Raw genomic sequence first — 13,539 nt, 5'->3', positions numbered from 1 at the left:
CTGGTTCCAAAGGCGGAAGCACTACGCGCCAGGAGCCCGGTACTGGACTTGCTTGGCTTTCCGCAGGGCATCCAGCGTTTCGTCAACGCTGAGGAGGACGGTCGTCTCGAACGAACTGAGTGCGCCACCTCCACTGATCGCCAGCGCGACCGCGGCCATGGACACGTTGTCCGGAGCTTCCCAGAGGCAGTAGCCGTCGTGCTCGCCGAAGGCGTACCAGAAGCCGTGGAGCTTCCCACCGACGGACTCGATATACGACTGAGCGGCCTTTGCGCGGTCCTCGGGGTGGTCGGTCAGCCTCGCCCACGTTTCCGGCGTGTAGCTGAACTTCGACAGATAGAGCGTCATCATTTCTCTCTTTCGTTTCGTCAAGGGATGCCAACGCTGGGCGGGAGCATGGCCCGGGTGGCTCGCGGCTCCCCGAAAACCCGGGAAAGATGACCGCCACGGCCCACAGCGGAAGCCGCTGAGGGTCGCGACCAGCGACGGGAGGCCGCGGGAGTCGTAGCGCGCGCTGGGCATGGCCAGCGACAGGCCCGCTCGCGCCTCCCGTCCCGGTCCGAGGTCCGGACGGTCCGCGGGGCGATCGAGGCAGCGGGAAACGGCAGACCCAGGGGCGTCTCCCGGTACAGGGGACGCCATCCGTCTCTACTGACGGGGGCGGGGCCGCCTCCGTAACTCCGGGTGGCTCCGAACGAGTGGACTCGCCTGAACGCGTACTGGCCGGGGGGACCACGGCCAAGGCCGGATGGTGCTGTTGTCGTCCGAAGCCCCCCGACCCGGAAGGCGTCCGACATGCGACGTACCCCACCCCGTCGTCTGCTCGCTGCGGCCCTGCTCGTGGCGTCCGTGCTCGCCCCCATGTCGATGACTCCCGCCACGGCTGTCCACGCCGGGGGCGTCGACCGGCACGACAAGGTCGAGTGCCCGCCGGGCGGTCTGGGGCCCGAGCTGACCGCCCGGCTCGACAAGACCATCGAGGACGTCCGCCGACAGGCCGGCATCCCAGGCGCCGTCGTCGGGCTGTGGATGCCGGGCAAGGGAAGCTATGTCCGCGCGACCGGTGTCGCGGACACAGCCACCCGCCGGCCGATGACCACCGACATGTTCGTGCGGATCGGCAGCGAGACCAAGACCTTCACGGTCACCGCGCTGCTCAAGCTCGTCGACGACCGCAAGATCCGGCTGGACGACCCGATCTCCGCCTACATCGACGGTGTGCCCAACGGCGACCGGATCACGCTGCGTCATCTCGCCGAGATGCGCAGCGGCCTGTTCCCGTACAGCGCGGACGCCGGCTTCGAGCACGATCTGATGAGCGACCCGAGCCGTACGTTCACGCCGCAGGAGTTGCTCGCGTACGGCTTCAAGCACAAGAACACCTTCGCCCCGGGGAAGCAGTTCCAGTACTCCAACAGCAACCTCATCCTCCTCGGCCTCGTGATCGAGAAGGTCAGCGGTCACCGCCTCGCCGACTTCATCGACAGGCGGGTGCTCCGCCCGGCCCACCTGCGCCACACGCTGTTCCCGACTGGCGCGGAGTTCCCCGAACCGCACCCACGCGGGTACACCGACCAGACTCTGAGCGGTGAGGTCGCCGACTCCACGGACTGGAACCCCAGTTGGGCCTGGGCGGCCGGAGCCATGATCTCGGACCTGCACGACCTGCGCCGCTGGGCGAAGATCGTCGCCACCGGCACGCTCGTCAGCCCGGAAGCCCAGGCCGAGCGGCTCAAGATGCTGCCGACGGGCTTTCCCGGCACGAGTTACGGCCTCGGCATCTTCGAGACCGGCGGCTGGATCGGCCACAACGGCTCCATCCCGGGATACGAGACCGTGACCGTCTACCTGCCCGCGCAGAAGGCGACCTTGGTGCTCATGCTCAACACGGACATCTCCTCCCAGGGCCAGGAACCGTCCTCGCCGCTCGCCCGGGCGATCACCGAGATCGTGACGCCGAACAACGTGTACGACCGCCCGGTCCCTCCGCGCTAGGGAGGCTCGGGAGCCCGGCCGTGGAGTCGACGGTCGCGTCCCCGTGGCCGGGCCCCTGCGCGTCCTCCTTCGGGGGCGCGGGCTCGGGTGACGCTCCGGGCCTCATGGGATCCGGATGCCTGGCGGGGCGTACCCCGGTACGCCCCGGCGGCAGCACGGCTACGCTCCGGCGCCACCCGACGGCACGGCGCCGGCCACCGAGCTGACCACCAACCATCGTCGCGACACTCTTCCCCGCGCGGCTGAGCTCGGCGGGACCGAACCGACCTCCGGGAGCACCCATGCGGCTGTTCGACCACCCCCTGTTCCAGATGTTCGCCGAGCGCGCTCTGATGACGATCACCGGTGGGGGCGCGGAGTACGGCGAATGCGCCCTGACCGCGCAGCGGATCACGGAGGGCGACGCCGACAGCTGGTACGAGGAGTGGATGGCGACGGCGGCGATGGTGCGAGGGTGGGCCGAGGAGAGCGCGGAAGGCGGCCACGGGGTCAGCTCCCGCGAGGCGTACCTGCGGGCCTCCACGTACTTCCGTATCGCCTACTACCCGCTGTACGGCGCTCCGGTGGACCCTCGGCTCACCGAGGCGGCCACGCGCGAGCGGGAATGCTTCGCCCGTTTCGCGGCAATGTCCGACCCGCCGCTGGAGCCCGTGAGGGTGCCCTTCGAGGGGACGTTCCTGGACGGTTACCTGTGCCGGGCGCAGGGTCCCGCCCAGGGGCCGGCGGGGGAGGGGCCGCCCCGCCCGACCGTCCTCGCGGTCAACGGCTACGACTCCAACGTCCACGAGATGTACTGGGCCCATGCCCGGCCCGCGACGCGCCGCGGCTACCACTGCCTGCTGGTCGACGGCCCGGGTCAGGGACTGGCCCTGGTCGGACAGGGCCTGACCATGCGTCCGGACTGGGAGTCCGTACTGCGCCCGGTGATCGATCACGCGGTCACGCTGCCCGGGGTGGACGCCGACCGGCTCGCCGTCGTTGGCTGGAGCTTCGGCGGCTACCTCGCCCCGCGCGGCGTCGGTGGGGATTCGCGGGTGGCCGCCCTCGTCGCCGACCCCGGGCAGTGGGACCAGCTGGAGAACTTCCGGGCCGTCCTGCCGCTGCCTCAGGAGATGAAGGACCGTCTGCCGGACGTTGACCCCGCCGAACTGGAGCCCCACCTCGCGCCACTGGTCGAGTCTCCGGCCATGCGCTGGCGGCTGGTCCAGCGCGGACTGTGGGTGCACGGGCTGAAGAGCCTCGGCGAGTACGTCGTCGAGATGGACCGCTACCGGCTCTCCGAGGTCGCCGCGAACATCTCCTGCCCCACCCTGCTCACGTTGAGCGACGGCGACCCGACCGCCGCCCAGGCCGAGAAGCTGTATCAGGCCCTCACGTGTCCCAAGACGCTGGTGCGGTTCTCCGCCGCCGAGGGCGCGCAGGGGCACTGCGAGAGCTGGAACCGCTCGCGCTACAACCAGCGGGTGTTCGACTGGCTGGACCGGGTGCTGGCCTGACAACCCGCCGACCAGAGGTACGTCGGCACCTGCTCCCGTGCCCGGGTGCTCACGTGCCGGCCCGCACAGGGTTCCGCAGCAGGTAGACAGCGGCCGTCGAGACCAGGGCGGCCATGCAGGCGATGAAGACCAGCCCCGCTCCCTCCAGACCGATCGGGCCGGTCAACACCCCCACCCCGATCACCGGCACCGAGATGCCCGTGTACGCCACCACGAACAGCGTGGAGACCACCGACGCACGACGGTCCGCAGGAGAAGCCCCGGTCACCGCGGACAGTGCCCCGCGAAATGCCAGCCCCTGCCCGGCCCCGCCGACGAGGGCGCTCAGCACCACCAACAGCAGCAGGTCCCAGTGCAGAGCGCCAGCGAGCAGTGCGAGACCGGCGAGAAGCCCGGCGCAGCCCAGCGGCAGTGACCGGTCCGCACCGACCCGGCCGACCGCCAGCTGGCCCGCGGTCGATGCGAAGAAGGCGAGCGCGACGACGCCGCCGCTCACGGCGTGGTTGTCCACGTCCAGGGACTGGGCGAGGAACGCCGGGCTGACGGACGTGAACACCCCGAACAGGGCGAACCCCACGAACGAGGCGGTCGCGGCCGGGCCGAACACCACCCGCACCTGTGGGGGCAGGCCGGGTCGCTGCGGTCGTACGGTGCTCAGCGGTCGCCGCTCGCGAACGGTCTCCGGCAGCCACCACAGGACGGCGGCCGAGCCGGCCACCAGGGTGAGGTGTACGGCGAAGGGGAGGTGCAGCGGCCAGGCGGCGTACTGCGCGAGCACACCGGCGAGCAGCGGACCGCAACCGAGACCGCCCATATTGGCGGCGGTCGCGACGAACGTCGCCCGGGAGGCACCGCCCGGCGGGGCCAGCTCCATCACGTACACCGTGGCGGCCCCGGTGAAGAGGCCGGCGGACAGCCCCGACAGCAGACGCCCCGCGTAGAGCCAGCCCAGCCCCGTGGCGGACAGGAAGCAGACGGCGCTCGCCGCCGCGAGTCCCAGGCCGCACAGCAGTACCGGCCTCCTGCCCACGGCGTCCGAGACGTTGCCCGCGAGCAGCAGGACACCGATGACCCCGAAGGCGTACACGGCGTACACCACGGTGACCAACAGCTCGGAGAAGCCGAACTTCTCCTGGTAGAGGCCGTACAGCGGGGTCGGCAGGGTGGTGCCGGCCATGCACACGGCAAACACCGCCCCGCCGAGCTCGCACCGGCGCCACGCTCGACGATCACCGTCCATGCAAACGACGCTAGCCCTCGAACCGTCCATTGCCTGAGCGACGTGCCGGAAGCGCCGCCGCTACCGGGTGACGGCACGTATCTCCGCATCGGAGTCGAGGGACCCGGCGTGGTCGACGGCCGCGGTTGACCGCGGCCTTCGACCACGCGAACAGCTGCGAGAGTGTTTACGGACCGCTCGGTGTTGAAGACATCTGGGACCTCTAGTCGTGCCTGCGGGCGATCTGCACGTTCTCCAGCACGCCGAGTGCGTTGGGAACGAGGATGGCGGCGGAGTAGTAGGTGGTGACCAGGTACGAGAGGATCGCCTGCTCGCTGACACCCATGAAGCGCACCGACAGGCCCGGCTCGTACTCATCCGGCAGGCCGGTCTGACGCAGACCGATGACGCCCTGGTTGTCCTCACCGGTTCGCATGGCGAGGATCGAGCTGGTCTGCTCCTTGGTGATGGGGATCTTGTTGCAGGGCAGGATCGGGACCCCGCGCCAGGCATGGACCTGCTGTCCGCCGACGTCGACGTGGTCCGGGTAGATCCCGCGGGCGTTGAGCTCGCGCCCGATCGCCGCGATCGTCTTCGGGTGGGCGAGGAAGAGCTTCGTACCCCGCCGGCGGCAGAGCAACTCGTCCAGGTCGTCCGGGGTGGGAGGGCCCGAGTGGGTCTGGATCCGCTGCTTGAAGTCGGCGTTGTGGAGCAGACCGAACTCCCGGTTGTTGATCAGCTCGTGCTCCTGGCGCTCCCGCAGCGCCTCGATGGTGAGCCTGAGCTGCTCCTCGGTCTGGTTCATCGGCCCGTTGTAGAGGTCCGCGACCCTCGTGTGGATGCGCAGCACGGTCTGTGCGACGGAGAGCTCGTACTCGCGTGGCTTGAGCTCGTAGTCGACGAAGGCGCCGGGCAGCGCGACTTCGCCTACGTGGCCGGCAGACATCGCGATCTCGGCCTCGCCATGCCGGTTCTGGCGTTGGAGGGGGAGCGAGCTGAACTGTTGAATGTGCGCCTGAAGGCTCGGCGCCGAGGTCAGGACTGCGGCGAAGTCGGTCCGGGACAGGGTCAGTAGTGTGCCGGAGGTCTCGGCGGTCGCGGTGTAGTCCCATCTGGCGTCGGCGTCCAGAAGCGCGTTCTCCCCGAACTGGTCGCCGTCGGCGAGTACGGCGACGTCGACCGCGTCGCCGTACTTGCCGACGGAGTTCTGACTGATGCGGCCGTGGGCGATCAGGTGGATCTGCCCGGCGGGGGTACCGCGCTCGACCAGCACCTCGCCGGCACGGAAGTCGCGCTGGACGCACCGGTCGGCGATCGCGGTCAGCACGTCGACGTCTTCGAAACCGCGCAGCAGTGCCAGTTCGCCGAGCTCTCGGGGGATCACCCGGACGTCGGTCCCGTCCTGGACGAACTCGATGCTCCCGTCGCCGACGGTGTACGTCAGCCGGCGGTTCACCCGGTAGGCGCCGCCCTTGGTCTCCACCCAGGGGAGCATGCGCAGCAGCCAGCGGGAGGTGATCTCCTGCATCTGCGGGGCGGACTTGGTCGTGGTGGCCAGGTTGCGGGCGGCTGCCGTGCTCAGGCTGGACTGCGGGGGAGGGTCTAATTGTGCTTCCGGGCTGGTCTCAACGGTCATGGGGACAGCTCTCCTTCGCAAGGGTGGTTCATCGGTGTAGGCGCGACGACACGCGGTGCATGGGGAAGCAGGGGGTAAACGTCCGACGGAGTTGGTACAGAACTCGTGGAACAGTAAAGGCCGTTACGCCCGGCCCGCCCGATGAGCCCGATGGCAGTACTCGAAGCGGTGATCTCGCTCCGCGCGGGTTTATCTGGACGAACGACTGCATTCGAGCCACTGGCGGAGAGGGCGCCCGGTGAGTGGCGTGGTCGCCCGCCCTGGCCTGTCCTGAGCACAACGCGAGCCGAGCTGATCGGCCCGGGCACACCCTCGCGGGGGACCGGAGTCATCGCTCTGACTCCGTACGGCCTCCCGTCACCCGGCCCGCGTCACCAGCGGATCGACGAATACGCGGGGGAGTGAGCGGCCTGCAGAGCGTCCCTTTGAAGGACCCTAGGATGCGACCATGGTTCGATTCGACGAGGTCAAGGCGACGTTCTGGGACAGGGATTTCGAGGAGGTCCAGCCACCGTTGACCGACGCCGCCGTCCAGGAGGCGGAGGCCGAGCTCGGCGTCCGTTTGCCCTCCTCACTGCTGGAGATCCTGCGCATCCGGAATGGCGGCGTGGTGGCGTCCCGATGGAACGCGTTCCCGACCACGGCGCCGACGTCATGGAGCGAGGACCACGTTTCTCTCGACGAGGTGATGGGCATCGGCCGGCGCGAGAACCAGTCGTCGCTGCTGGACACGCCCTATCTGGTGGGGGAGTGGGAACTACCGTCCTCTCTCGTCCTGGTCTCGGGTGACGGGCATTCCTGGATCGCGCTCGACTACCGGGAGTGCGGCCGCCAGGGCGAGCCGTCGCTGACGTGGTTCGACGCGGACGAGGAGACGGAACTCGCGCTCGCTGCGGACTTCACGACGTTCGTGGAGCGGCTCACCTGCGCTGAGAACCTTGGTGCCGACAGCCCGAACCAGAGCACGGGCCTGCTGTGAGCGGGGTGCCCGCCTCATCGCGTCCGGTCTGTGTCCGCCCACTCCGGTCGTACGACACGTTCCGCCGGGGGTCAAGTAGCGCCGGGGAAGCCCGACTTACTAGTGGTTTCAGAATGAGTTGCGACCGCTTGGGTGCAAGCGCGGCCTGACCTCCATGGCGGATGTGGAGTGCGCCATCATCGAGGTCGTGCCACGGCCGAACACGGGCGCGCGCTGATCGCCCTGCCGCTGACACGTCAGCGGCACTCGCTATCGTCCATGCCATGACCTCAAGTGATCATCTGCTCGACCTGATCCAGACCACCCCGGAGATCGATCTGCTGCTGCGGTCGTTCGGCTTCGACATCCACCGGAAGCACTACGGCGAGGGCTTCAGACTTTCCTCCGGTGCGCCGCTGGAGGTGATCGCTGGGGAATCTGCCGGTGGGGCGTACTTCCTGTGTGCTGAGCAGGACGGACGCCGACCGGTGGTGTTCGCGAGTTCCGAAGGGGAAGGCGGCTTGCTCGCCGATGACCTCGCGGAGGCACTGGAGATCATCATCGGGCTGGAGTGGCGGGACTGCCTGGCGTTTTCGGGCGGTGGCGATGTGGAAATCATGCAGATCTCCGCCCAACATCTAGGGCCTGTGTGATGTCGTGATCATTCTTGGATTCCGTCCTCCTCGAGGGGCGGAATCCGGTAGGACTGTGGTCGTGACGCGCAGGCAACTCACCAATGCCCAGTGGAAGTTCATCGAGCCGTACCTGCCGATCGGTAGGTACGGCCCGTACCCGCAGCGGTTGCGGGAGCAGTTCGAGGGGGTGATCTGGCGGTTCCGGTCCAGTGCCCAGTGGCGGGAGATGCCTGCCGAGTTCGGCCCCTGGGCCACCGTCTACGGACGCTTCCGCGTCTGGCGGGACGCCGGTGTCTTCACCGCCCTGCTGGAAGGCCTGATCGCCGAGGGGGCCCGCACGGGCAGAGCAGACTTGTCGCTGGTCAGTGTGGATTCCACCACGGTCCGTGCCCACCATGACGCGGCAGGGATGCGCGTCAGCAAGCACCTCATGGAGGCCCTGGAAGAAGCCGCGCAAGAGCAGGTAACAGCCCGGCAAAAGGGGGCGGACCGGAGGAACAGAACGGACAGGCCGAGCGCCGGCGTATCCGGCGCAGACGCAAGCTCCGCCTGAAGGAAGCCCTGCTCGGCAGGTCCCGGGGAGGACTGACCAGCAAGATTCACCTCGCCGCCGACCGCAGGTGCCGTCCGCTCGCCCTGGTTTTGACCGTCGGGCAGGCCGGGGACAGCCCGCAATTCATCCCCGTGCTCGCGAGGGTGAGAGTCCGCCTGCCTGTCGGCCGTCCCCGCACCAGGCCCGGCGCGGTCGCCGCGGACAAGGCCTACTCGTCCCGCGGCAACCGCTCCTACCTGCGCAGACGCAGAATCAAGGCCGTCATCCCGGAAAAGCGGGATCAGGCCGCCAACCGGAAGAAGAAGGGTGCACGTGGCGGCCGTCCCGTCAGCCACGACGCCGACCTCTACAAGGAGCGGAACACGGTCGAACGCCTCATCAACAAGCTGAAGGCCTGGCGAGGCATCGCCACCCGCTACGACAAGACACCCGAAAGCTACCTCGCCGGCCTCCACCTCCGGGCCGCAATGATCTGGATCGACGACCTGATCAAGACCGCCGAATGATCACGACATCACACAGGCCCTAGAACGGTCCCGTGACAAGCACAACCCCGACATCGACAACGAAGCTGCCCAGGTGGCCGCAGCCCTGTCGCTGCGTATCGTGCCTGTCGCTGACCTGGTCATCCGGTTGCACGCAGCCGCCTCGAAGACCGAACCGGACTACATCGTGACCGACGACGACGGGCAAGAGTTCGATCCACCGTTCGGCGAGTGTGTGGAACCTCGCCACGGAGGCTGGCGCTGAACCCGACCGGCCGCTGCCGCCAGTCGCATCGACACCGGTAGTTCGGCCAGTATCTGACAACACGTCGGCCAGACTCTCTTGAGTGTCTGCCGACCCGACCGGAGCCGACCGGGCAGCAAGCATCACCTGATCGTCGACCGGCACGGCACTCCGCTCGCCGTCACGCTGACCGGTGGCAACCGCCATGACGTCACATAGCTCCTGCCGCTCCTGGACGCGATCCCACCGATCCGGGGCCTGCGCGGACGCCCGCGCACGCGGCCACGCAGGCTGTTCGCCGACCGGGCTACGACTTCGACAAGTACCGGCGCCTGCTGCGGAAGCGTGGGATCAAGCCGCACATAGCCCGTCGCGGCGTCGCCCATGCTCGGGTCTGGGCAAGACCCGTTGGGTGGTCGAGCGGACCTTCGCCTGGCTCCACCAGTTCAAGCCCCTGCGCATCCGCTACGAGGTACGCGCCGACCTGCACCTCGGCCTGCTTCAACTCGCCTGCCGCATCATCTGCTTGAGACGACTCCGAACCTCATTCTGAAACGGTCAGTTACCGCGGATGGCGGTGGTACGGCCATCGACTGGCCGATGAGCGGAGCACTCGCTCGACCACCTCCGGGCAGCGGCTCGGCAGGGTGCATGGTCCGCTCGGGACAGTGAGCGGTGTTCCCCCACCCACGCTGCCGGCCTCGCCAGGACTCGTTTGCGTTCACCTGTCGAGCCACCACGGGCTTCGGCCGCTCGGCGACTGTTGGCATACGCACGCCCGTCAGCGAGCCAGGGGTGGTGATACGTGGCCCGGAAGCGGTAGGGGAGCGGAGTGGGCGAGGCAGGACCGCACATGCGTGTGCCGGACACGTGCGGGCAGGTCCTCGTCGTAGACCTGTATCCGGTGCCGGTTGAAGCTGCTCTTTCCCGCACGCTACGGCCTGACCGGCACGGATCGCACTCGCGTCGTCGCAGAAGGCTTCCCCTTGCTGCTCGATCGGCCACTGAGCCTTCTTCAACCTGCTGAGCGTGTGCGGCAGTTGCCGACAGGCCCTGCTCACCTTCGCTCACCTGCGCAACGGGCATCCCTATGCCCAGCTCGCAGCCGGGTTCGCCATCGGCACGACCACGGCCTACCGATACAGCACCAAAGCCGTCGACCTCTTGGCCGCCCTGGCACCCACGCTCGAACGAGCCGGCGCCGGGCCCACACTGACCAGGTCCCGCCGTAGCCAGCGAGGTCTCTCGGCGCGGTCGTCATCCCGGCCCCGCTGCGCGGCCGTTTCGCTCGACTCGGCTGAGGGCCGCCGGGGGCTGGGGACGGTGACCGGCAGACCGGGGCGAGCCGCTTGTCCATCTCCAGCCGGAACGTTCCGGATGTCTCCTTCCCGCCGGTGCACGGGCTCGCCCGGTGCGCGGGCACCGGGCGAGCCCGCTCGCTCGGTCTGCGGGTCCACTCGGTCCGCGGGCTCAGTCGTCGAAGACGATGTCCTCGATGTCGTGGGTCCAGCGGACCTTGCTGTCGTTGACCTCGATGATGAGGTCGAGGCCGGTGCTGGTGTGCCCGGTGGAAAGGATGGTAAACGTGTCGGCCTTGCGGCGCAGGAACGCCACGAAACCGCCGAGGTCGGGGTCTCCGTCGTTCAGCAGCACGTACTCGCCGAGCCGCCGGTAGAACTTGGGCAGGATGACGTCCTTGCTGACCTCCGGAGGGCCCACGACTACCGTGGGCTTCTGAGTCTTGTCGAGCGGCCACAGACCCTCGCTGTCGGCCTGGGCCTTGTGCGCTGTCGCGGTCATGTCGTTGCGCAGGTCGGGGAAGAGGGACCGGTAGAAGGTCGGGTAGACGAAGCCCTTGGCGAGCAGCTTGTGGTTGACGGTCTCGTGCAGCATGGCCGACGTGAAGAAGACGCTGCCATCGGCATCGGCGTCGGGTCCTGCTCCGGGCCCGGTGAAGGCGATGCAGCGGCCGAGCGGGTCACCGCCGCGGGTCAGGACGTATCCGCGGACGGCGGCGGGGTTGGTCGGGGCCTTGACCTTCCCGCTCGGAGTGCGCTGTACGGGGTCGAACCCGAGGAGGCGCAGCAGTTCGGCGGCCGCCCCTTCGGCCTGCGCCTTGGGCTGGTGCAGCACGCCCCCGCCGACGAAGGGGGGATCGAAGTGCGTCTCCAGGGCGTCGATGCCCTCCAGGCGCAGATTGGCTCCGCCGGGGCCGCGGATCTGAATGGGAACCGGGCAGGGGATCGTGTCCCACACCGCCGGGTCGTCCGGGTAGAACCGGACCGTGTCCCCGTCGGGGCTCGTCCCCACGATCCGGAATTCGCCTTGGATGCGGGTGTACGGCATGAGGGGGCCTCCTCACGGACGCCTGGTAGCGGCCAGAAATGCGCGGACGGACGCCGCACGGCCTCTCCTCACTATGCGTCCGCGGCGCCCGGGGGTCCTGTTGGCGGTTCAACGTCTGCGAAGGGAGACGTTGAACCACCACCGGGCGCTCACGGGGTTCTCACCGCCCGCAGCACTCCGCGGCCAGCAGACCGTCCAGGCTGTGGAGCTCCCAGAGCGGCCAGTCGCCGCTGTGGTTGAGCACGATGGCGCCGACGACGGCGTACGGGGCCCTCTGTACGCCCCGTACGTCGCCGAACTGGGCCGCTGCCTCGCTGGGGACGGTAGGAGACCCTGTCCCCAGGCCAGAAGGCGGTGAACCGGACCCACGCGAAGATCCGGGCGCTCGTCGAGCAGGCCATCGCCACCCTCAAGTCCTGGCGACTCCTCCGCAAACTACGGTGCTCGACCTCCCGGATCACCGAACTCGTCCAGGCCGTCCTGACCCTTCATCTGACCAGCTCAGAGTGAGGATGGAAAAGGCTCACTGTGACTGGGCATGAGCGGGCCCGGCTCGGTTGCTGGCTGTTCCCGGTGCGTGGGAGCGCCTCGGCTCCTGGGACCGATTCACGTTCGACTGCGGGGTGACGGTGTGCCGGAAGCCTGGTGCAACCACGTCCCGAGAGCCTCGTAGTCGGCGTCGGTGAGCCCATGTACCGGGTCGACGCGATGGAGCAGGGCCTGTCCTTGGTGGTGGGCGTGCACCCAGGCTCGATCGGTGTCGGTGATCTCGTCATCCACCCAGGCGAATGAGCGTCCCGCTGCCCGGGCCACGAGAGTGCGCGTCTTCCAGTGCAACCCGGCCCGCTCGGCTCGCTCGTCGGCGGCGGATGGCTCCGGCCAGATCACGACGGGCAACTGCGGCAGGCCGATCCGGGGCGAGACGCATTCGTTCGCCTCGTGCATCCAGGTCGTGGCCCAGACCAGGTCGCAGGGCAATGCCATCAACCGTGGTCCGTGCTCGGGGTTGATCCTGGCCAGCAGCGGATTCGAGGCGGCCATCGCGACTCCGTGAGCCGGCCGATAGGCCGGGTAGCCATCCGGATACTGCTCCGGTGAAGCGCCGAAGGGAATGAGTGGTCCGTCGATGTCGAGGAAGAGCAGTGGACGTGGTGCAGAGCCGGTCACGCCCGCACGATAGCTGTTCTGCTGCCCTCATCCCCCTCGCGGCTTGGACTGGTGTCCGGGGAGGGAGGCCGGGTGTCCGGGTGCCTGCTGCCGGGCGGGCTCGTCGCGACGTCCGCGCCGCGGTGAGAGCGCTTGCTGTGGGCGGGAGTGTCGGTCGTTCCGTAGCCGAAGGGTGGGATGCGCCTCGGCGCCGGAGGTGCGAGCCCGCACGGAGGCGTGTCCCGGCGGTGAGCCGAGCGTGGCGGCCCGGAGCCCCCCGGGCGCCGGCGGCAGCGACGAAAGCACCTAACACTCCGGTTGGTTCCCGCAGCCGATGCGGTCTGTGCGGTGAGGGGGTGACCGGGTCGGTGATCTCGCGGCGTGCCAGTCGGTTGTCGCGGTGTGACCTGGGGGTTTTGGGCTTCGGGTCTCCTCGGTGGTGCGCTGCCGTGCGAGGGCGCCGCAGCCTTCGGCCGAGGGTGGGGGCGGAGCATGGTGGCCATTCTGCGGCGCGCCACCCCGGCCGCCGGTCGTGATGACGAACGACAACAGGTGTGCGGCTCCGGGGAGTTATTCATTCCGGAAAGCGCCAAGAACCTTGTCAGTCGAACAGAAGCGGCCCTATGCTGCGCGAACAGAAAGCGCTTTCCCTTCCGGGTTGCCGTGAATCGATGCATGAGCCGCTATCGATCCGGCACGAGGCGGGCGCAGAGCGACAGTTCGGCCTGATCACATCGAAGAGCCCTCAGATGCAGGGCAACCAGAACCTGCTCAGCGACACGTCGGCAGCTCAATGGGTGGCATGACATGTCCACGGCAGGTATGG

At 68.7% G+C, this 13,539-nt stretch carries 11 protein-coding genes and 4 pseudogenes; 10 read left to right on the top strand and 5 right to left on the bottom strand.

What is annotated here, in order from left to right; all coding sequences use genetic code 11:
- Positions 1-21: 21 nt before the first annotated feature.
- Positions 22-348: a GYD domain-containing protein gene (locus tag ACFWSK_RS14400; RefSeq protein WP_383784843.1), complete on the bottom strand. Its 327-nt coding sequence runs from the start codon at positions 346-348 to the stop codon at positions 22-24.
- 447 nt (positions 349-795) lie between these two features.
- Here ACFWSK_RS14400 and ACFWSK_RS14395 point away from each other — a divergent pair, with 447 nt between their 5' ends.
- The gene (locus ACFWSK_RS14395; protein WP_383784841.1) at positions 796-1,995 is read left to right on the top strand and encodes a serine hydrolase domain-containing protein; all 1,200 of its coding nucleotides are present in this window, start codon (positions 796-798) and stop codon (positions 1,993-1,995) included.
- A 281-nt stretch (positions 1,996-2,276) separates the two neighbouring features.
- Positions 2,277-3,491, top strand: coding sequence for an alpha/beta hydrolase family protein (locus ACFWSK_RS14390; protein WP_383784838.1), 1,215 nt, complete (start codon positions 2,277-2,279; stop codon positions 3,489-3,491).
- Positions 3,492-3,540: 49 nt separating this feature from the next.
- Here ACFWSK_RS14390 and ACFWSK_RS14385 read toward each other — a convergent pair whose 3' ends face one another.
- Complete coding sequence (locus ACFWSK_RS14385) at positions 3,541-4,731, bottom strand: MFS transporter (RefSeq protein WP_383784835.1); 1,191 nt, start codon at positions 4,729-4,731, stop codon at positions 3,541-3,543.
- Between the two features lie 202 nt (positions 4,732-4,933).
- Positions 4,934-6,346, bottom strand: coding sequence for a family 2B encapsulin nanocompartment shell protein (locus ACFWSK_RS14380; RefSeq protein WP_383784832.1), 1,413 nt, complete (start codon positions 6,344-6,346; stop codon positions 4,934-4,936).
- Between the two features lie 448 nt (positions 6,347-6,794).
- On the opposite strand from ACFWSK_RS14380, the gene ACFWSK_RS14375 reads away from it, so the two are divergent.
- From ACFWSK_RS14375 to ACFWSK_RS14350, 6 genes and pseudogenes are all read left to right on the top strand, one after another.
- Entirely contained in the window at positions 6,795-7,325 is a 531-nt protein-coding gene (locus ACFWSK_RS14375; RefSeq protein WP_383784829.1) for an SMI1/KNR4 family protein, read from the top strand.
- 263 nt (positions 7,326-7,588) lie between these two features.
- Positions 7,589-7,957, top strand: coding sequence for a hypothetical protein (locus ACFWSK_RS14370; RefSeq protein WP_383784826.1), 369 nt, complete (start codon positions 7,589-7,591; stop codon positions 7,955-7,957).
- A 61-nt stretch (positions 7,958-8,018) separates the two neighbouring features.
- Positions 8,019-8,998: pseudogene (locus tag ACFWSK_RS14365) on the top strand (IS5 family transposase).
- A 73-nt stretch (positions 8,999-9,071) separates the two neighbouring features.
- Positions 9,072-9,242, top strand: coding sequence for a hypothetical protein (locus ACFWSK_RS14360; protein WP_383784823.1), 171 nt, complete (start codon positions 9,072-9,074; stop codon positions 9,240-9,242).
- Positions 9,243-9,338: 96 nt separating this feature from the next.
- Positions 9,339-9,774: pseudogene (locus tag ACFWSK_RS14355) on the top strand (IS5 family transposase); the annotation flags it as partial.
- Positions 9,775-10,265: 491 nt separating this feature from the next.
- Positions 10,266-10,418: pseudogene (locus tag ACFWSK_RS14350) on the top strand (transposase family protein); the annotation flags it as partial.
- A gap of 273 nt (positions 10,419-10,691) precedes the next feature.
- Here the strand turns inward: ACFWSK_RS14350 and ACFWSK_RS14345 are convergent.
- Positions 10,692-11,567, bottom strand: coding sequence for a nuclease (locus ACFWSK_RS14345; protein WP_383784820.1), 876 nt, complete (start codon positions 11,565-11,567; stop codon positions 10,692-10,694).
- Positions 11,568-11,894: 327 nt separating this feature from the next.
- Between ACFWSK_RS14345 and ACFWSK_RS14340 the strand changes: the two are divergent.
- A pseudogene (locus tag ACFWSK_RS14340) lies at positions 11,895-12,077 on the top strand (transposase family protein); the annotation flags it as partial.
- A 96-nt stretch (positions 12,078-12,173) separates the two neighbouring features.
- On the opposite strand, the gene ACFWSK_RS14335 reads toward ACFWSK_RS14340, so the two are convergent.
- Positions 12,174-12,734, bottom strand: a complete 561-nt coding sequence (locus ACFWSK_RS14335; protein ID WP_383784817.1) for an HAD domain-containing protein — start codon at positions 12,732-12,734, stop codon at positions 12,174-12,176.
- Positions 12,735-13,336: 602 nt separating this feature from the next.
- Here ACFWSK_RS14335 and ACFWSK_RS14330 point away from each other — a divergent pair.
- Entirely contained in the window at positions 13,337-13,519 is a 183-nt protein-coding gene (locus ACFWSK_RS14330) for a hypothetical protein (protein WP_383784814.1), read from the top strand.
- Positions 13,520-13,539 lie beyond the last annotated feature (20 nt).

It is taken from the genome of Streptomyces sp. NPDC058620 (genome assembly GCF_042717135.1).
GTDB lineage: Bacteria > Actinomycetota > Actinomycetes > Streptomycetales > Streptomycetaceae > Streptomyces.
The sequence above is the reverse complement of the archived record's forward strand: the minus strand, read 5'-3'. Positions and strand labels throughout refer to the sequence as shown.